This is a genomic window from bacterium (assembly GCA_016708315.1).
GTDB lineage: Bacteria > Zixibacteria > MSB-5A5 > CAIYYT01 > CAIYYT01 > JADJGC01.
This window is the reverse complement of the sequence record JADJGC010000005.1, coordinates 125,769-143,634: the sequence shown is the minus strand read 5'-3', so window position 1 is coordinate 143,634 and position 17,866 is coordinate 125,769. Positions and strand designations below refer to the sequence as shown.

Below are 17,866 nucleotides of genomic sequence, written 5' to 3'. Positions count from 1 at the left end.
AGACCTTTCAAGAATGGATTGTCTGAATTGGTTCAAAACCAACCTTGAAGTAGCGGAGAAAGTGTGCCTCAGGTACTCAGGAGATTCGAGAATGTGCCGCCGGGGCTCTGTCACGCCGCGTCGTTCCTGCTCGTTTCTTCCATAAGTGCGGTCTACTATGCTACTGGCTCTCAACTATCTTTCTCAATCTTCTATCTGATTCCCATCGCATTTGCTACCTGGACTGTAGGGTATTGGTCAGGTGTTTTCTATTCATTCCTTAGTGTAGCGACATGGTACTTTGCAGATATTTATGACGGTGCGTCAAATGTGGGTCAATTGTGGCTTGGGATCAATATGATACTCAGACTTGCGTTATTCATCGCAGTCGCCTGGGTATTGACAACGCTAAAGCGTACTGCAGAAGTTCACAAACAAGCGGCGCGCATTGATGAACTGACGGGGATTCCAAATCGACGGGCATTTTACGAAGCTGCGCAATTGGAGATAGCTCGTGCGCACCGTACTCCGACACCGTTTACAGTAGTTTTCACGGACATTGACAATTTTAAGAACGTCAACGATAAGTTCGGCCATCTAATTGGGGATCGGCTCCTGACACTTACGGCGGAGATACTGAGGCAGAATGTGCGTGAAATTGACCAAGTTGCGCGACTTGGAGGCGACGAGTTTGTGCTGCTCTTGAGTGGTACCGATGCCAAAGGCGCGTCCACGGTAATGGAGCGCCTAAGAAGCGATTTGACTGCCATGGCACAGACATATAATTGGCCAGTGACCTACAGTGCGGGAGCTGTGACTTTCAGCCGTCCGCCAGAGTCTGTGGACGAGATGATCACCAAAGCCGACACACTCATGTACTCTGTTAAGCAGAGCGGCAAGGATCATATTCGACAGGCAAGCGACTGAGCCCTGCCTGTGCGAACAGACTCCTATTTCCCTGCGATCATTCCTTCTACGTTCTTAATGTGTCCCATCTCAAACTGAGTCAGGTATTCGAACGTCTTGCGGACATCGGGTTCGCTTGCGACCTTGGCAGCGGCTGAGTACAGCTCGAAAGCTTCCTTCTCCAATTGGAGAGCAATTGCCAAAATCTCATTCTTGGATTTGGCGGCTTTGACGAGTGCAATGCGCTCGACGTGCTTATCGCCCATTGATTCGTCGATTACGGGTAGCTCGTCGCGATTCATGACATCGCGGTAGGTGACCCATTTCTCAGACCGAACATGAAGGTCGTATCGGTGTTCGAGCGTAAGGAAGTGCTTCCGTCCTTCGCCGGCGAAGTGGAGCATGGTTGTTTAGACGTCCTGGTCGTTTATCTTCTCTGCGCCGATGCGATAGAACACGTAAGCAGCGATTTCGGCTTGGATTCCAGCGGTAAGATAGCTGAGAGCTTCTGGGCTAATTGTCATTTCTATACCTCACTAAAAAGATACCATTTACTCCAAATATAGGCGGCTCGGTATCGAAGTCAAGAGTTTCTCCTGACTATTGCTTGATTGAAGAATATCTCAGAATGAGAGACGATTGCCGGTGCTTTCATCAAAGACGTGCAGCACTGAGTTGGCGAAATCGAGTTCGATTTGATCGCCGACATTGACTGTCCGGTCAGTTGGAGCGAGCGCCATAACGATGTCATCGCCGATTTTTCCTATCAGAAATGTCGCCGTGCCGTGAAATTCGATACGCTCGACGGAGAGGTGCTTCTGGCCGGTTTTAGAAGAGACGGGAAGCTGGTCAGGTCGGATGCCGAGAATGTACCTTCCGTTAGGAATAGGGAGGTTTGTGAGCGGCACACGTTTACCGATTGGATAGCAGACGCCTGATTCGACTTCGATTCGGATGATGTTCATTGGGGGCGATCCGATGAAGCGGGCAACAAAGAGGTTGGCCGGTTTTCGGAAGACTTCGGTAGGGGATCCAATCTGCATGATCTTCCCCTGATTGAGAACGACGAGGCTGTCAGCCATCGTCATCGCTTCGGTCTGGTCATGGGTCACATAGACAGTTGTCTTGCCCAAACGCATCTGCAGAGACTTCAATTCGCCGCGCATTTGGTTGCGGAGCTGGAAGTCGAGATTCGAAAGAGGTTCATCGAAGAGGAAGACCTGTGGATTGCGCACGATTGCCCTTCCGACAGCAGTACGCTGACGTTCTCCGCCAGAGAGTGTACGTGGGTAGCGGTCAAGCATCGGTGTCAAGCCGAGGAGCTGAGCCGCTTCAGCGACTTTGGCGACCATGGTCTCTTTCGGAGTTTTGGCGACTTTGAGAGGGAATTCGAGATTCCCCCGGACAGACAAATGCGGATATAGTGCATAATTCTGAAACACCATTGCCATGTTGCGGTGGCGGGGTTCCTGTGTCGTAATGTCGATGTCGTCGATTAGAATGGCGCCCTCATCAGGCGTTTCGAGACCAGCAATCATGCGCAGGATTGTCGATTTGCCGCATCCAGAAGGACCAAGCAAGACAGTCAACAAACCGGAGGGGATTTGCAGATCCAGCCGGGGGATTACCAGATTGTTGTTAAAGCGCTTGACGACGCTGCGAAACTCGATTCTGCTCATTATGGGAATCTATTTTCCTTTGCCGTCGGTACCAACTAAAATTGAGTAATCAGGGGAAGGTGCCGATACTAAGATGGAGGGGTCGAAATCATTAACCGAAAATGGTAGGCGCGGTCAGACGGAGTTACGGTATTATGGCGGCAGAAATCTCGAAAGTACTGGTAGTTGATGACGATCCAAACCTCACGGATTTGCTTGTAGATACGCTATCCGCAATCGGGTACGAGCCACATTCGGCAGGGTCTGCGCAGGAGGCGCTCAATGTGCTGTCTTCGATGCGGATCGATCTGGTGATATCAGACATCAACATGCCGGAAATGTCGGGAATTGAACTGCTGCAAGAGATCAAGAAGAGAAATCGACGTCTTCCGGTTATGCTTATCACGGGAATTGGCAGTGACGGGATTAAGGCGCAGGCATACTCAAAGGGAGCGGACGGTTTTCTGGCGAAACCGTTTCGGATTGGAACAATGGAATCGGAAATTGGCAAGATGTTGTCGAGTCTGAAAAGGCGTCGCATCGTTGTAATCGATGATAACGAGGAGTTCCTTGCGAGTCTCTGTCAACGGCTTGAAGAGGGCGACAATGAAGTTCACGCATTCACGACAGTCAAAGATACAACTGAATACCTCACTGAGAATCCTGTTGATCTGGTAATCACCGATCTAAAGATGCCGGATGGCGACGGGCTTAGCCTGATAAGCCAGTTGCACGATCGCTTCCCGAATTTGCCGGTAGTAATGGTGAGCGCTTACGCGACGGATGATCTGGTCGAGCGGATACGGAAGTCCGGAGTACAGAAGTTTCTGACGAAACCGGTCAATTTCAGCGAGCTTGATGACGTCGTTAAATCTTGTGTCGCGGCCCTGAAGTAAGAACTCTATTTTTTGTCCGCGGCGAGAACCCGCATCATTTCTTTGTGAATGCGGCCATTCGAACCGAGTAAACGATCCCGATAGATTGAAAAAGGTTGGCCCTCAAAGTCGGTGATTTTTCCGCCTGCCTGTTTAACTATCAAGACTCCCGCAGCCATATCCCATGGATGCAGTTTCAACTCCCAATAGCCATCAAATCGTCCACAGGCAAGATAGCACAGATCCAACGCTGCAGAACCTGCACGTCTGACAGCACGCGCTGTCTTGACGAAGTTGGTGAAATTGACAAGATTGTTGATGCGACTGGTGCGGATATCATACGGAAAACCGGTGGCGAGCAGCGCCTGATCGAGACGGCGACGATCGCTGACCTTGATAATCTGACCATTGAGCCGCGACTTGTCATGCTTGGTCGCAGTGAACAACTCATCGCGGGTCGGGTCGTATACACAGCCGAGAATCATTTCATCGCGGTATTGCAAGCCGATTGAAACGCACCAGACCGGAAAAGTGTGGGCGTAGTTTGTTGTTCCGTCAAGCGGGTCAATTACCCATTTGAATTCTGAGTTCAAGTCGGCGATGCTTCCTTCTTCGGTGAGGAATGAGGCTTCGGGCAGGGCTTTGCCAAGACGGGCAACGATCAACTTCTCGCTGGCTAAGTCCATTTCGGTGACGATGTCGATACGGCCCTTGAATTGCACTTTGCGGTTCTTCTGAACATTATCGAGGAGGATTTTTCCGGCGGCTTTGGCTGTTGCAGAAGTCTCTGCCAGCAGCGCGGCGGTCATTGATGAACTGATTCTCATGTTCCGCGTGTCACTTCCTGATCTTGATATTGCAGTTGATACAGCCGCCAATATACGCCTCGTTGTTTGAGCAGCTCTTCATGTTTGCCTTGCTCAACGATGCGGCCCTTGTGGTATACTAATATTTTGTCGGCTTCTTCGATAGTCGAAAGTCGGTGAGCGACTATCAAAGAAGTGCGCCCTTCGAACAGTTTCTGAATAGCTTTCTGGATGATGAATTCGGTTTCATTATCGACGGAAGATGTCGCCTCGTCGAGGATCAACACCGGCGGATTGTAGGCAAGTGCCCGAGCGAAGCTGATCAACTGGCGTTGGCCGACCGAGAGTGCACCGCCGCGTTCGCCGACACGATGATCATACTTGTTTTCCAGTCGTTCGACAAAGGTGCGAGGCCGACGCGTTCGGCGGCTGCTTTCATTTGTTCTTCCGATATTGCTTCATTGCCCAGGGTAATGTTCTCGCGAATTGAACCGGAGAAGAGGAAGACATCCTGCAGAACTAAGCCGATTTGCGAACGGACAACTTGCGGGTCAAGGTCGCGAATGTCAACAGAGTCGAACTTGATCGAGCCGTTTTCGATATCGTAGAATCGGCAGATCAGGCTGACCGAAGTAGTTTTGCCGGATCCGGTGGCGCCGACGAGAGCGACTTTTTCACCGGGCTTGATATCAAAACTGATGTCGTGCAGGATGCGCTGGTCTTTGTTATAGCCGAAGTCGACGTTGTTATATCTTATCGAGCCGCTGAAGCTTGTCAATGGAACTGGATTCTCCGGCACCTTGATGTCGGATTTGGTGTCGAGTATGTTAAAGACCCGCTCGGCTGCCGCCATGGCTGATTGCAAGACATTGTATTTTTCTGCCAAGTCGCGAATGGGGCGATAGAACATTTCGACGTACTGGATGAAAGCCACCAATGTACCGAAGGTGATTGCTTCCTGCACCACTTGACCTCCGCCGTACCAGACGATCAATGCAAGGCTAATCGCGCCAATTAATTCGACTATCGGGAAGAAGACGGCGTAGTACAGAATCGACCGCTTGTGCTGGTACATCAAGTCGGTGTTGACGGATGTGAAGCGATCCATGGTCTTGCGTTCCTGAACGAAGCTCTGGATCTCATTGATGCCGGCGCGATGTTCCTGCGTGAAGGCATTCAATTTGGCGATCATGATGCGGATTTCACGGTATGAATCGCGAACGCGTTTACGGAAGACGAAAGTGGCGCCGACAATGAGCGGCAATATGATGAATGTAACCAAGGACAACTTCGGCGAGAGGAAGAACATGACCGCAACGATGCCGACCAAGGTCACGATGTTGCCAAGGATATCAATGACACCGGACGCGAACATTTCGTTGAGGGCGTTGACATCGGAGGTGACTCGCGTCAACAGCCGTCCCGAGGGGTTCTTATCAAAGAAGGCAAGGTGCATCGACTGGATGTGATTGAATATCTTCTGGCGCAGATCGAACATGGCGCTTTGGCCGATCCATTCCATAATGCGAATCTGTCCGTAGCCGGTGAAGAATTCGAGGCACATGATGGCAAGCAGTTGAATGGCGACGATTATGAGTCCGTCCTGGTCGCCAATCGCAATGTGATCGTCAAATGCTATCTTGATCAGATACGGTGTCGCCAATTGCGCCGCGGCGGCAACCAATAGAAGCAGCAGGGCAAGTCCGACATAGAGGCGATATGGCCGCAGGTAGACCAGAAGTCTCCGCATCAATTGGCCATCGTAGCCTTTGCCGAGTTTGTCTTCGTCGCGGAAGTCTTGCATACTACTCGAGTGCCTCAAGTTCAGAAGAGAGCAGTTCGCGGCGAATGATCTCGTAGTAGCGGCCTTGTCCGGCGATCAATTCATCATGCGTGCCTCGCTCGACAATCGTACCGCCGTCCAGCACGATAATCCGATCTGCGCGACGAATTGTGGAAGGGCGATGACTGATGAGCAATGTGGTAATGTCGCCGCGCGATGCTTTGAGCCGTTCGAGAATCATTTCTTCGGTTTGTGTATCAACCGACGAGAAGGCATCATCGAGAATCAGAATTCGCGGTTGTTTGAGCAATGCGCGGGCAATCGCGGCGCGCTGTTTTTGGCCGCCGGAGAGCGTGATACCGCGTTCTCCCAGTATCGTGTCATATTTATGCGGGAAGGAATCGACTTCGCTTTCGAACGCAGCGACCTGAGCGGCTTCGTGAACGGCATCCATATCGATCTTGGGCTGAGACAGCGCAATGTTAGCGGCGATAGTATCCGAGAAGAGATAAGAGTCCTGGCGGACGAATCCAATCATTCCACGTAGGTCGTCGAGAGCCATGCGATTGATGTCAGTCTCATCGATTCTGATTGTACCGTCAGGAATAGTATAGGTGCGCATCAACAACGAAATGAGTGTAGACTTGCCGGATCCGGTAGCGCCAACGATTGCAAGCGTTTCGCCGGGTTTGACTTCGAAGTTGATATCGCGCAGCACTTGGACATTGCTGCCGGGATAGGTGAAATTCAGCCCGGAGAATCGCAGTGCTCCTGCGACTTGGGGTAAACGCTGCGGATTCTCAGGTGATTGGATATCGGGAATCTCGCGGAGCAAGTCATCCAATCGAGCTAGTGATGCTTTGCCGCGTTGATAGAGCGAGATCACCCAACCGACGGCAAGCATCGGCCAGACGAGCATCAGGAGATATGCCATGAACGCGACATATTCGCCTTTGGTGATATTGCCTTTGATGACATCCGCACCACCGACCAGGATCACAATAAGAACAACAATCCGGACGAGGAAGATGACGGTAGGCATAAGCAGAGCGCGGACCTTGACGAGATCGAGGTTTAGGCGGACATACTCGCGATTGACGACTTCGAATTTACCTTGCTGGTACTTCTCGCGGCGGTATGCCTTGATGACGCGGATTCCTGCCATTGATTCCTGCACAAATGTTGACAGGGTGGAGAAGTGATCTTGAATCTTCATGAAGCGGCGATGGGTTTGTTGGCCGATCTGCCACATGGCAATTGTCAGCAGCGGGAGTGGAATGAGCGCATAGAGCGTCAAGGTCGGTGAAATTTTGATCATGTAGTAGAACGCCACGATGCTAACCATTACGGTGTTGATCAACTGCATTACTGCCGGACCGACCATCAGACGCACCGATTCAATGTCATTTGAGAGACGTGCGATGATATCGCCAGTCGGTGTGCGCTGATAGAATTGCGACGACAATTTCAGCAGATGGTTGAAAACTTCATTGCGAAGCTCGAACTCGATATCGCGAGATGCCCAGATAATGGTTCGGCGGGCAAAGAAGCGGAAGATTCCGGCGATGAGCGTCACTCCAACTATCGCCAAGGCAAACCAGGGCAACACTCCGGTAGCGGTTTGGGCCATTGCGTGCTGCATTCCGTAGTAGGCGTCGGTCGGAGCCAGCGAAGGCAGACTCGGGTTTTCCAGCGAGTCTATTGCTTCCCGAAGCAGCCACGGAGACATACCGAGAAAGATGTTTGCACCGGCGAGCACGATAATGCCGCCAAGGAAGTACCAGATGTACCGTCGGTAGTACTTTCTGAGTGTATTATGACCGCTTTGGTTCGGTGTCGAGCTCAAGAAGAAGATCTCGTCATGTATGGTTGATCGATGAGATTCAGCATTTCATCATATAACGCCAAAAACGGCGATAGTTGACAGGATTTTTTTGAAGAATTGGAAATGAACTGCTGTCGACTACGACTTCCCGGGGATTGCCGACTCGTCGGTATTTGCGTGGTCTTCGAGGCTGATTTCTGCCGACCAAACCGCGCCCGGCGCCAATTCAATGCTCCAGTGCAGGAGCATGATTGTGCCCTGCAGGACCTTCTCGAATCCGCCTTCGGAGAGTGAGACTGTCCAAAGAGGGTGGGTCCATATTGTCGCATTGCGATTGACGGCGATCTTCAAGAGGAATCGATAGAGGCGGCTGTAAATTGCCACACTGGGGCTGTTGCTCAGCTCATGGCTAATTCCGAGGTCAAGACGGCCGCCATTGGCATCCAGCAAGAATGATTCGGTGTTCGGGAATGGGAAGCTGCCGAGGCCGATTTCGGAGCCGAAACAGAAGGCAAGACTCTGATTGCTTTGATTGTGAATCTCGTAGCTGGAGGAAATGCCGCGTTGGTTGGATGCGAACTTGAGAGTCTTGAGGATTTCCAAATCGGCTGGACCCTGCGTGGTACTAATCTTGTTTACTCGAGACAATTTGACTGTAGCCGAGCTTTTCGAAGATTCAAGCGCGACACAATACGGCTGCTGGCAATGCCCCACGAGGGTAGCGAACTTGGTCAGCTCAAAGTCCTTTTGAACTGCATTCACTGAAGAAAAATGATCGACAAAGATGCCGCGACGGTAGGAGTCCTCGATGAGAAGATTCTCGAGACCTTCTTCTTTGACCATGACTAAATCGTGAATCGACTTGGTGGAGGCGTTTGAGGCTTCATCGCGATGGAGCAATTTCCGGTGATAGCCTTCCTTGCGGCGACCGACGATATCGATGAGATTCTTTGCGATGCCGAAGTGATCGAGTTCGGTGAGCATGCCGCCAAGTTCGGGAGCGATGATTGCTTTGATTAAAGGCGTGGTGACGACGACTTCGTCGCGGCCATCGCAGTCGATGTCGCGCATTTCGACCCGGGTATTGCCAGCATCCGCAAGAGTCGCATTAATTACAGCTTCGGCGGCGACCAATTCCTGAAAGACGGCGCCACGCAGATGCGGCAAATAGAGGCCGCCAAAAACGCCGTGCCAGTAAGGGCAATTGCATTGGCCGGCATAGAGCAATTTGCGAGCTTGTTCAAATTTGGCTGGCGGCATGTTTTTGCGATTGAGCTCGAGCAGGTCGCTGACGAGCAACATGCGTTTGTGCAGGTTGTTGCTTTCGTCATACTTGGTCTGGAAGTTGCGCCAGAATCCGCCTTTGACGAACGGCTCAAATTCCTCGTAGAGCTTGGAATCTTTCAACTTGTGGACGAAATCCTCATATCGTTCGATTGCGGAGACGGGCATTGCCCATTCATTCATTTCGGAATATGAGGCTGTCGGCAAGTAAACGCGGCCTTTGGCTGGGACTGAGGCGAGCGCTTCCGAGAAGGTGGTCATTTCGATCCAGTCCAGATTGTTTGTGAGCATCGTTAAGAAGCGTTCGAGCCAGCCATCGACGAAGCAATGCTCATAGGTCTTGGGCCAAACTCCGAATTTTTCGCCGTCATCGGCATAGACGGCGATGCTGTCGCCTGATTCAGTGGCGAGACTGCGGAGATAGGCGATGGTGTCTTCCGGATCGGCAAAGGGAATTGTGTAGCGCAATTTTTTGGCGATTGGGAAAAGAGCGATCTGGTAGCCTTGGTCTTCGGTGACATAGTAGCCATCCAACTGGGACTCTTCGAGGCCGGCATAACGGAAGTGGATGTCATCAAGGATGGTGTATTTGACGCCTGCCTGATTGAGGTGTTTGGCTAGTCCCGGTTCCCAGACGCGTTCGGCGAGCCACATGCCGGTCGGACGGACGCCGAATTCATGTTCGATGAAATCAGATTGCATGAGAATTTGACCGACTTTGTCGCGATCGGGAATTGCCGGAAGAATTGGCTCGTAGAATCCGCCGGTGAGAAGCTCGAGCTGTCCGCGATTCTGCATTTTGCGGATTAAGTCGAAACAGTCGGGATGGAATTGCTTGATCCAGTCGTAGAGAATGCCGGTGAAATGCAGGGAGATACGAATCGAGGGGAAGCGGTCAAGCAACTGCAAGAACGGCAGATATGATTTTTGGTATGCGTCTTCGATTACCCAACCGAAGTTTCCGACTGGTTGGTGATTGTGTATCCCGAAACAGAATTTGACTTTCTTCAAAACGATAGTACTCCTGTCATCCCTGACGCCAGAATCGGCCAAGTCCATGAGAATAGTGACACTACGCTAATTATATCGGCGATTATCGCAAGGACATTTGCGGCACAAAATCGGTTGCCGGCAAAAAGTACTTGACGGACATGGTAGACCCGTGTTAGCTTGATTCATCCAACTTTACATGGAAGGAGGTGAGACTATGCGTAAAGTCCTTGGAATTCTCCTTGTCGTTTTCGTCGCCGCGTTCATATTCGGCGCAGCCAGTCCGGCGGCAGAAGCAGGCCCGTGCTACTACAAGTGCAGCTGCACCGGCGCTCCGTTGAAGTGCTGTATCAATGCCAATGGCGTTGAAGTTTGCAAACCGGCCGGCGGCGTCATTTATTGCCCGGCTATCATTACGTGCTAACTGCCAACATTTGGCCTTAAAATACAAGGTCGGTAGTTGCAAAACGCCCCACGGGAGTTCTGAGGGATTGGAGCTTCCGTGGGATTTTTATGAAAATCGTTTGCTCAGAGGTTAGAGGGAAAACAGAAGGTTAAGAATGAACAAGTTGGTCAAGAACGTCGGAGTCGGAATCTTGGTGCTGGTCATAGCGGCTGCGGGTATGTATCTCGGTATGTCGGTCAAGTCGATGCAGGCATCGCAAGATAGTGAGTTTTTGCAGCATTCCGGGCCGACATCGAAGCTTCAAGTGGGAACGACATTTCCTGACCTCGAGCTTATTACTTCCGATTCGGGGACCATTCGGACAAGCGAAATGATTGACCAAGACGGCTCGGTCTTTGTGTTTATGGAAGTTGGTTGTCCGCCGTGTGAGACGATGACACAGAAGTGGCAGGAGCTGATTAACTCCGGGGAAATCGCAGAAGATCAGGTGATCGGAGTTAGTTTCGAAGAACTGAAGTATGTACAGACGTATGCGAAAAAGCGCGGGCTGACTTTTCCAATTTATGCAGACACCGGAATGGTATTCATGCGAAATTACGGGGTTGCCGAGTTTCCGCTGGCGGTAGTAGTCGGGAAAGCTGGAGAAGTGAAAATGTACACTTTCGATGCGCGGGTGTCATTCGATGCGGACGAGCTGAATAAGCAGATGTCAGACTAGACCGTGCTACAACAATTGCACAAAATCCGAATTCTGAACAGGGGCATGAAATTTCGCGAGTATTCTCAGCAATTTACGAATCGTTAGTCGTTCGTGGGCCGAGGGTTGCGAAGTGCGTTTTCTGCGAGAATCTGGCAGGTTTTATGCAGTACTACATTGGTTGAGAACGATTACCCCATATTCTCAACTGATACCTGGAGCTAACATGTTTACATTGCGGACCCTGATTCGACCCCATCTCTTGCTTACGTACGCTTCGTTGACAGTCTTTCTGTTGATCGTGAACCGGCTTCCCAATTGATCTACAGCCGACGATAAAATGAAGAAGCCGGTAGCTGATTTAGCGTGCCGGCTTCAGAATTTCAGTAACAGGATTGAAATCTATTCTTAGTTCTTCTTATTAGGCAAGAATCCGACTGCGACGAGGTCATTGATGATTTCTTTGGCAAATGCGTTCACTGAAACGTCGACGTCGCCATCATAAGCAGTTTGCGAACGTCCCTCCCAAACCAATTTGTCGCTGGTGTTGGCGAACAGGCTCGTTTTCGTGAAATAAACAACGCCGGCCTTAGCCCAGTATCCGCCTTCGGTCGTTTTTTCGACGACTTCTTCGTTGAAGACATCATCGTAGACTTTGTAGTAAGTTGTTTCCGGAACAAACTCTTCAATGTCTTCCGTTCCTGTGCCCCTGATAATCAAGATGGCGTCGACTTTGAGACTGTCAAAGGTTGACTCAAGCTGGTCCCGACCCCGCTTGTCGGTGGGAGAAATCACACTGAGACTGGAAATCGCGCGAGTCCCCTGTTGGGTAAGTTTCTCGACGACGACGTTTTCGACTTTCTGCCGAAGCGCCAAGTCGTCATTGCGCGCCAACACGAAGATGTTAGTAAATCCAGCAGTACGATACTCTTGGTCGTGCCAGCTACTTAGAGAGCTACGAGAAGCGCAAGAGACAACTAAAAACAGCGACAGCAACACAAGCGTAGCGCTGAACAGCCGAAGGATCTTCATATCGCAACTTCCTTTCCTTGATTCATTATGAAAACAAACAGATTCTCCATGAATACGGGGCCGGGTCAAAATCTGCAATTGAATTTCAAACCTTCGAAGTTGGTCGCACTTATGGAATTAGCCAGCTCTGCTTAGTCGGCACGACAAATTATCGAAGATCGGGCAATTCCTTGAGCGAAAATCGGTAGACGTCCAATCAACGCTGTTATAACTTATACACATGATGACCAAGAACTATAGCCGAATGGTAGAAGCCATGATGAGCAAGGATGCAGGTTTCGACGGCAAGTTTTATGTCGGAGTTCACTCGACCGGGATATACTGCCTGCCGTCGTGCAAAGCGCGTAAGCCGCTGCTCAAGAATGTGGTGTTCTACTCCACACGCGAGGAAGCAATAGCTGCGGGTTTGAGAAGCTGTAAGCGGTGCGCAGCGGAGCGATATCCCGACTATCTTCCCGTTTGGCTGCATGTGGTTCTTCGGTATATGCGCGAACACAAGCAGGACCGGCTCAATGAGATTGCACTAATCAAACTAAGCGGCGTGGATATTTCTACAATTAGGCGCTATTTCAAACAACATCTTAAGGCAACGCCGCTGGAATTTCACCGGCGGATCAGACTGAACTTTGCCCGCGAGTTAATCGAGCAGGGGCATGACTACCTTACGGCCTGCTACGAGTGCGGTTATGAATCGGCATCGGGATTCCGCGATGCCTTTAGCAAACAATTTGGCAAACCGCCGGGAGCATTTTATGAACGAAACTAAAGTTACGTACTGCAATTTTGACAGTCCGCTGGGCGAGATGATAGCCGGGGCGACGGATGACGGGGTTTGTTTTCTCGAATGGCATGATCGCGGCGGCGTTGAGCGAATCAAAGAGCGGGTCATCAAGCGTTATCGGGCTCAGCTTGAAGAGGGGAGTAATCGTCATCTGGAATTGCTCAAGAAGGAACTGGAGAAGTACTTCTCCGGTAGCTTGAAGAAGTTCACTGTGCCGGTTGCTGTGAAGGGGACGCCATTTGAAATGCGCGATTGGGAACAGTTACTGGAGATACCGTATGGCAGTACAATATCGTATGGCGAACTGGCTCGCCGGATGGGGAACGCGAACGCTTCGCGGGCAGTTGGACGCGCTAACGGTGCCAACTATTTGTCGATAGTGATACCGTGTCATCGTGTTATCGAAGCCAATGGCAAGTTACGTGGCTATGGCGGCGGTCTGTGGCGCAAGCAGCATTTGATCGATCTTGAGGCGGGTATTGCTCCATCATTCATCGAGAATCCGGCAGCGAAGACGAGCACAAACGCGACTCGGTAGAGTCGCCGCGACGCCCTCAACGGACACACTTCTACCACAAAAGTAAAGCTGCTTCACAAAATTGTGAAGCGGCTATCTTTCGCTGAACCTCACGCTACTCCTGTGCTTTCTTAAGAATCGCAATTTGCCCAGCGTGATAGGTACAGTGCTGCACCATTCCGTGATAGAGATGGTACAGATCGAAACCGCGGCCCGGGAGTTCGACGAATAGCTCGTTGTCCATGGTCTTGTCAACCACCTTCTGATACTCCTTGTAGGCACGCTTGATATCAGCGACGGCGGCGACCCATGCTTTGGCTGACGGATCTTCAATTGCCGGCCAGTCGATTTCGCGGGTGACTTCGGGGTCTTCGCCTTCAAGCCGCTGAGCCACGATGCGAAACCAGGCGGTGATATGAAGGGTGATTTCCCAGATACTATGCGCGTTTGGAATCGGTTTGTTAATGGCTTGTTTTGCGGTTACGCCCTCGAGGTTCTCGAGCACGGAAGGTCCGTGCCAAGCATCGCCGTAAACGGCACGCTTGAGTTGATCAGCGATCTTTTCAACTTGGGACATGGTATTCCTCTAAGTAAATAGTTCCGGACAGATGATTCGGAAACCGGAGAGATCCGGCAATCGCATTATGGTACGCGACTAAAGTTCAGAGGTGGTGGTGAGAAATCTCAATTTGAGCTAAAACAGTTGAAATGGATCAGACGACGACGCCAATTAGTGTATTGGGGGTGACTTCTTCAATTCTGACATTGACGAAATCGCCGGGTTTGGCGCCGGTATCGGGGAAAACGACGATTTTGTTGCCGTCATTGCGGCCAAGGAGCTGTTTCGGTTTCTTGCCGTAGCCTTCGACCATAACGTTGAAGGATTCGCCGAGATGAAGCTGATTGCGGTGATAGGAGATGTGCCGTTGTTGGTCAATAAGGCGAACAATGCGGTCAGTCTTGATTTCGTCAGAGATATCATCGGGCATTGTGCGCGAGGCCATAGTTTCTTTGCGCTCGGAGTATTTGAACATAAACGCGGAATCAAATTGGACTTCCTGCATAACCGCCATCGTCTCCTGGAATTCGTCCTCGGTCTCGGTGGGGAATCCGACGATGACGTCGGTTGTAAGCACCAGTCCGGGGATGAGTGCGCGCATACGCTCTGCGAGTTTGACGAAGTACTCGCGTGTGTAGGTGCGGTTCATGGCGTCAAGGACACGGTTCGAACCGGCTTGCAGCGGCAGGTGGATGTGTTTGCACGCTTTGGGATTCGTTGCGACAACTTCCAAAAGCGATTCGGGAAAATCTTTCGGGTGCGGCGAGGTAAAGCGAATTCGCTCGATGCCTTCAATGCGGCTGACTGCGGTGATCAGTTTGGCGAAGTCAAAGCCCTTGAACTTGTAGGAATTGACATTCTGGCCAAGTAGGGTGACTTGCTTGAAGCCATGGTCGGCAAGTTGCTTAACTTCCTCGATGACATTGTATGGATCACGGCTGCGTTCGCGGCCACGGGTCATTGGCACTACGCAGAAAGTGCAGTAGTTGTCGCAACCGCGCATGACGGCGATCCAGGCATTGGTGCCGTGGCGGTTGGTCGGGAACACGTCAGCGTAGGTCTCATACTCGGATAATGTCAGTTTGAACTCGCGCTCGCCGGTATTGTGAACGCGGTCGATCATGACGGGCAGTGCTTTGTAGGAATCAGGACCAGCAATCAGGTCGACACCGGTGTTGTCTTCGAGCAGTTCTTTCTTGAGATTTTGCGCCATACAGCCGAGAACGCCAAGAATCGTGCCCTTGTTGAGTTTCTTGAGATGTTTGAGTTCGCCAATGCGCGAACGAATCTTATCGTGAGCATTTTCCCGAATGGCACAGGTATTGAGAAGAATGACTCCGGCAGATTCGACGGTTTCAGCCAAGGAGAAATCGCTTCGGCGCAGAATCTCGCGGACGATTTCGGAATCGTACTCGTTCATCTGACAGCCGTAGGTTTCGACAAAGACGGTCTTGTGCCGACTAAGTTTGTCGGTCACCAGATTACCATTGCCGTTTGTAGCTGTCTTGTCCAATGTCATTCCTCAAGTATCAATTAGGGCGCAATTCGAACCGTCTGAGGCCGTGAATATAGCGAATTTGCCGAATTAGTCAATCAGCTAGCAGCTTCTTGGCGACGAGATAGGGTATCAGGATGTAGAGGATTCCGTCGCGGATGAGATAGTAGACGCAGATGGCAACCAACAGCTTCCAGCCGTAGCGTTTGAAGAGGTGTCGGAATCGGGCCTTAACCTTACCCATGCGGTTCAGGTCTTCGGTTCCAGGAAGCGGTTCGCGGAGATCGCGCTTGAACTGCTTCATGAAGTCCTTGAATCGGCGCCAGATCGACGGTTTGGCGACTGCCCCGATTTCGACGTCGGTATCTTCGGTTACGCCGTTAGGAGGCGAAGACTTCATACTTCTCGACTTTCGAAGTCAGGACGATTTTGCCGTCTGGTCCTTTGAATTCGCCGACGCGGCGATGGCCTTCGATATACTCGGGGCTCTTGGTCCAACCCTCGAAATCGGATTCGGATTCCCAATGAGTCATTACAATATATTCATTGCCTTGAGTAGGCTTAAGTATTTCGGCTTTGATAAACCCGGGACGACGGTCGACGGCACCGGCACGGGTCTTGAACATGTGCTCGAACTTCTCGCGGTACTCTTCCGGTACCGACATGCGATTCATCATTACAAACATCAATATCCTCCGAGAGATAAACGACTAAGTGTATCCATCAGTTCCACAATCCTGACTGGATTGGTCAAGATAGGAATTCGGGGAAGGCTGTCAACGGAAAAAAAGCGACAGGAGTTTTCTCCTGCCGCTCTTTTGTTGGTAGTGCTATTTTCCAGGGATTAGTTTTGCCCGGCGAGTTACTTTGCTACCCAGGCGCCATTCTCGCGGAAGTTAAACTGGTTTGTCGTCGTGTTATAGATGATCATTCCGTCCATCGTTGAAAGGGCATCCCGTTGTGCCGTGGTCATGCGCGGTACAATTAGGGCTCCGGTAGTGGAAGACACATCAAGTGCTCCCAGCGGCACCGGCGTTCCAATGCCGACATGGCCGTTGGTAAGCACCGTTATCGCCTGTGAGCCGTTGCCGAGTCCATTGGGACGGTACAGTGAGAACGCGCCGACGATACCTGCGTTGTTATTGACACCCAGTATCCAAGTCAGGCTATCCCCCTTGTTTCGATTCACTGGCCGGAACGCGATGCTCGCCTCGGAATTGACAGCAGATCCGACAACTTCCAAGACGCCCCAATTGCTTGAGCCCTGAACAACCAGCGGAGACTGCGGCAGCGCCGTACCAATACCCGCCCGGCCGAGAGCATCAAAGCGCATCCGTTCGGTGTTACTTGTGCCGAGAATCATCGCGCCGGGCTCATACTGCCACAGAAAGGCGTTTCCGGATCCGTAAATCATCGAGAAACCGTCGAAAGTGCCTGCCCCGGAAGATTCCTGGGTCAATTGCACGCGGCTGCCGTTGATAGAGTTGATCGGATCGTGAATATGAAGCGGTGCCACGGGCGGTGAGGAAATACCGATCCCCACTCGATCTGACGGGCTTGCAAGATGGACATTAGCGCCATCATCTACCCAACCACCGGAACTCCCGGCACTAATGGCAAAGGGAACCGACACAAGTCGATTGCGCGGTAATTCCTCAGGAGCGTCGCCGATCTTGATCCCCAAGTAGCGGCTGGTATCGGAAAACGCATTCGATGTGAAGGGGTTTACCGAACCCAGGAGAACCGCAAAGATACCGTTCGTCGTGGTGACGTTCTGGGTTTCCGACCAGACCGCGATACCGCCGTCAGGGACCGAGTAAATTGAGAACATCACAGAATAGTTACCGTCTGGGACGGTGATGCCCGAGCCGTCAGTTAATCGACCTTGGTAGTTGACAAGGTTCGGGACTGCTGCGCCCGCCAGTTCACAGACTAACAGACCGGCACAAACAACAAGGAAATGTAGCTTCACAGAGCACCTCACCAGCGAGTAGTTTCAATTAGATTTCTCAACTCTTTACGGGCAATGTCGGGTAGCGCCGACTTGTCGGTCGGGAAACATAGCTCTAAGATTACATTATTCAAATATACGGAAACGACCGCCGAAATCGCAAGAGTTTTGCCTGCCTAAATGGGCTTTGCGACTACTTGAAGTCTGTTACCGTGCAGCTTTGTCGGAGTCTGATTCGTCGAATGCAATGCGCCGTAGAGTACAAAATCAGAAGGCGGCAGGAGAATTCTCCTGCCGCCTATTTACTGGCAATTTGCAGTTT

Annotated in this window: 17 protein-coding genes and 1 pseudogene; 6 read left to right on the top strand and 12 right to left on the bottom strand. The window is 51.3% G+C overall.

Annotated features, from left to right (window positions below):
* The first annotated feature begins 63 nt into the window (after nucleotides 1-63).
* Nucleotides 64-906, top strand: a complete 843-nt coding sequence (locus IPH59_07225) for a diguanylate cyclase (protein ID MBK7091497.1) — start codon at nucleotides 64-66, stop codon at nucleotides 904-906.
* Nucleotides 907-929: 23 nt separating this feature from the next.
* Here IPH59_07225 and IPH59_07220 read toward each other — a convergent pair whose 3' ends face one another.
* Nucleotides 930-1,289, bottom strand: coding sequence for a hypothetical protein (locus tag IPH59_07220; GenBank protein MBK7091496.1), 360 nt, complete (start codon nucleotides 1,287-1,289; stop codon nucleotides 930-932).
* 219 nt (nucleotides 1,290-1,508) lie between these two features.
* A complete protein-coding gene (locus IPH59_07215) occupies nucleotides 1,509-2,564 on the bottom strand; it encodes an ABC transporter ATP-binding protein (protein ID MBK7091495.1) in 1,056 nt (351 codons plus the stop codon).
* A gap of 134 nt (nucleotides 2,565-2,698) precedes the next feature.
* Between IPH59_07215 and IPH59_07210 the strand changes: the two genes are divergently transcribed.
* Nucleotides 2,699-3,439 carry a response regulator gene (locus IPH59_07210; protein ID MBK7091494.1) on the top strand — a complete coding sequence of 247 codons (741 nt, stop codon included), beginning with the start codon at nucleotides 2,699-2,701 and terminating at the stop codon, nucleotides 3,437-3,439.
* A gap of 5 nt (nucleotides 3,440-3,444) precedes the next feature.
* Here the strand turns inward: IPH59_07210 and IPH59_07205 are convergent, their stop codons facing one another.
* From IPH59_07205 to IPH59_07190, 4 genes and pseudogenes are all read right to left on the bottom strand, one after another.
* Nucleotides 3,445-4,227: an inositol monophosphatase gene (locus IPH59_07205; protein MBK7091493.1), complete on the bottom strand. Its 783-nt coding sequence runs from the start codon at nucleotides 4,225-4,227 to the stop codon at nucleotides 3,445-3,447.
* A gap of 14 nt (nucleotides 4,228-4,241) precedes the next feature.
* Nucleotides 4,242-6,028, bottom strand: a pseudogene (locus tag IPH59_07200) (ABC transporter ATP-binding protein).
* Nucleotide 6,029: 1 nt separating this feature from the next.
* Nucleotides 6,030-7,853 carry an ABC transporter ATP-binding protein gene (locus IPH59_07195; GenBank protein ID MBK7091492.1) on the bottom strand — a complete coding sequence of 608 codons (1,824 nt, stop codon included), beginning with the start codon at nucleotides 7,851-7,853 and terminating at the stop codon, nucleotides 6,030-6,032.
* A gap of 117 nt (nucleotides 7,854-7,970) precedes the next feature.
* On the bottom strand, nucleotides 7,971-10,127 hold the full coding sequence (locus tag IPH59_07190; protein ID MBK7091491.1) for a DUF1926 domain-containing protein: 2,157 nt from the start codon (nucleotides 10,125-10,127) through the stop codon (nucleotides 7,971-7,973).
* 196 nt (nucleotides 10,128-10,323) lie between these two features.
* Between IPH59_07190 and IPH59_07185 the strand changes: the two genes are divergently transcribed.
* Complete coding sequence (locus tag IPH59_07185; protein ID MBK7091490.1) at nucleotides 10,324-10,530, top strand: hypothetical protein; 207 nt, start codon at nucleotides 10,324-10,326, stop codon at nucleotides 10,528-10,530.
* A 136-nt stretch (nucleotides 10,531-10,666) separates the two neighbouring features.
* Nucleotides 10,667-11,230, top strand: coding sequence for a TlpA family protein disulfide reductase (locus IPH59_07180; protein ID MBK7091489.1), 564 nt, complete (start codon nucleotides 10,667-10,669; stop codon nucleotides 11,228-11,230).
* A gap of 387 nt (nucleotides 11,231-11,617) precedes the next feature.
* Here the strand turns inward: IPH59_07180 and IPH59_07175 are convergent, their stop codons facing one another.
* On the bottom strand, nucleotides 11,618-12,241 hold the full coding sequence (locus tag IPH59_07175; protein ID MBK7091488.1) for a hypothetical protein: 624 nt from the start codon (nucleotides 12,239-12,241) through the stop codon (nucleotides 11,618-11,620).
* Between the two features lie 256 nt (nucleotides 12,242-12,497).
* Between IPH59_07175 and IPH59_07170 the strand changes: the two genes are divergently transcribed.
* Both IPH59_07170 and IPH59_07165 read left to right on the top strand, forming a co-directional pair.
* Nucleotides 12,498-13,007, top strand: a complete 510-nt coding sequence (locus tag IPH59_07170; GenBank protein ID MBK7091487.1) for a methylphosphotriester-DNA--protein-cysteine methyltransferase family protein — start codon at nucleotides 12,498-12,500, stop codon at nucleotides 13,005-13,007.
* Nucleotides 12,994-13,560 carry a methylated-DNA--[protein]-cysteine S-methyltransferase gene (locus IPH59_07165; protein ID MBK7091486.1) on the top strand — a complete coding sequence of 189 codons (567 nt, stop codon included), beginning with the start codon at nucleotides 12,994-12,996 and terminating at the stop codon, nucleotides 13,558-13,560. Before IPH59_07170 ends, IPH59_07165 begins: the two co-directional genes overlap by 14 nt.
* A gap of 94 nt (nucleotides 13,561-13,654) precedes the next feature.
* Here IPH59_07165 and IPH59_07160 read toward each other — a convergent pair whose 3' ends face one another.
* From IPH59_07160 to IPH59_07140, 5 genes are all read right to left on the bottom strand, one after another.
* Nucleotides 13,655-14,116 carry a DinB family protein gene (locus tag IPH59_07160; GenBank protein MBK7091485.1) on the bottom strand — a complete coding sequence of 154 codons (462 nt, stop codon included), beginning with the start codon at nucleotides 14,114-14,116 and terminating at the stop codon, nucleotides 13,655-13,657.
* 136 nt (nucleotides 14,117-14,252) lie between these two features.
* Complete coding sequence (gene miaB / locus IPH59_07155; GenBank protein MBK7091484.1) at nucleotides 14,253-15,617, bottom strand: tRNA (N6-isopentenyl adenosine(37)-C2)-methylthiotransferase MiaB; 1,365 nt, start codon at nucleotides 15,615-15,617, stop codon at nucleotides 14,253-14,255.
* Between the two features lie 70 nt (nucleotides 15,618-15,687).
* Nucleotides 15,688-15,993 carry a hypothetical protein gene (locus IPH59_07150; protein ID MBK7091483.1) on the bottom strand — a complete coding sequence of 102 codons (306 nt, stop codon included), beginning with the start codon at nucleotides 15,991-15,993 and terminating at the stop codon, nucleotides 15,688-15,690.
* The gene (locus IPH59_07145; protein MBK7091482.1) at nucleotides 15,974-16,279 is read right to left on the bottom strand and encodes an antibiotic biosynthesis monooxygenase; all 306 of its coding nucleotides are present in this window, start codon (nucleotides 16,277-16,279) and stop codon (nucleotides 15,974-15,976) included. The genes IPH59_07150 and IPH59_07145 overlap by 20 nt, the downstream gene beginning before the upstream one ends.
* 176 nt (nucleotides 16,280-16,455) lie before the next feature.
* Nucleotides 16,456-17,565, bottom strand: a complete 1,110-nt coding sequence (locus IPH59_07140; protein MBK7091481.1) for a hypothetical protein — start codon at nucleotides 17,563-17,565, stop codon at nucleotides 16,456-16,458.
* Nucleotides 17,566-17,866: the final 301 nt, after the last annotated feature.

What these genes read in the sequence shown, in the direction of transcription:
- IPH59_07165 (MBK7091486.1), top strand. Translation starts at nt 12,994, where the DNA reads ATGAACGAAACTAAAGTTACGTACTGCAATTTTGACAGTCCGCTGGGC.
- IPH59_07175 (MBK7091488.1), bottom strand. Translation starts at nt 12,241, where the DNA reads ATGAAGATCCTTCGGCTGTTCAGCGCTACGCTTGTGTTGCTGTCGCTG.
- IPH59_07215 (MBK7091495.1), bottom strand. Translation starts at nt 2,564, where the DNA reads ATGAGCAGAATCGAGTTTCGCAGCGTCGTCAAGCGCTTTAACAACAAT.
- IPH59_07160 (MBK7091485.1), bottom strand. Translation starts at nt 14,116, where the DNA reads ATGTCCCAAGTTGAAAAGATCGCTGATCAACTCAAGCGTGCCGTTTAC.
- IPH59_07145 (MBK7091482.1), bottom strand. Translation starts at nt 16,279, where the DNA reads ATGTTTGTAATGATGAATCGCATGTCGGTACCGGAAGAGTACCGCGAG.
- IPH59_07185 (MBK7091490.1), top strand. Translation starts at nt 10,324, where the DNA reads ATGCGTAAAGTCCTTGGAATTCTCCTTGTCGTTTTCGTCGCCGCGTTC.
- IPH59_07210 (MBK7091494.1), top strand. Translation starts at nt 2,699, where the DNA reads ATGGCGGCAGAAATCTCGAAAGTACTGGTAGTTGATGACGATCCAAAC.
- IPH59_07220 (MBK7091496.1), bottom strand. Translation starts at nt 1,289, where the DNA reads ATGCTCCACTTCGCCGGCGAAGGACGGAAGCACTTCCTTACGCTCGAA.
- IPH59_07205 (MBK7091493.1), bottom strand. Translation starts at nt 4,227, where the DNA reads ATGACCGCCGCGCTGCTGGCAGAGACTTCTGCAACAGCCAAAGCCGCC.
- IPH59_07180 (MBK7091489.1), top strand. Translation starts at nt 10,667, where the DNA reads ATGAACAAGTTGGTCAAGAACGTCGGAGTCGGAATCTTGGTGCTGGTC.
- miaB (MBK7091484.1), bottom strand. Translation starts at nt 15,617, where the DNA reads ATGACATTGGACAAGACAGCTACAAACGGCAATGGTAATCTGGTGACC.
- IPH59_07150 (MBK7091483.1), bottom strand. Translation starts at nt 15,993, where the DNA reads ATGAAGTCTTCGCCTCCTAACGGCGTAACCGAAGATACCGACGTCGAA.
- IPH59_07170 (MBK7091487.1), top strand. Translation starts at nt 12,498, where the DNA reads ATGATGAGCAAGGATGCAGGTTTCGACGGCAAGTTTTATGTCGGAGTT.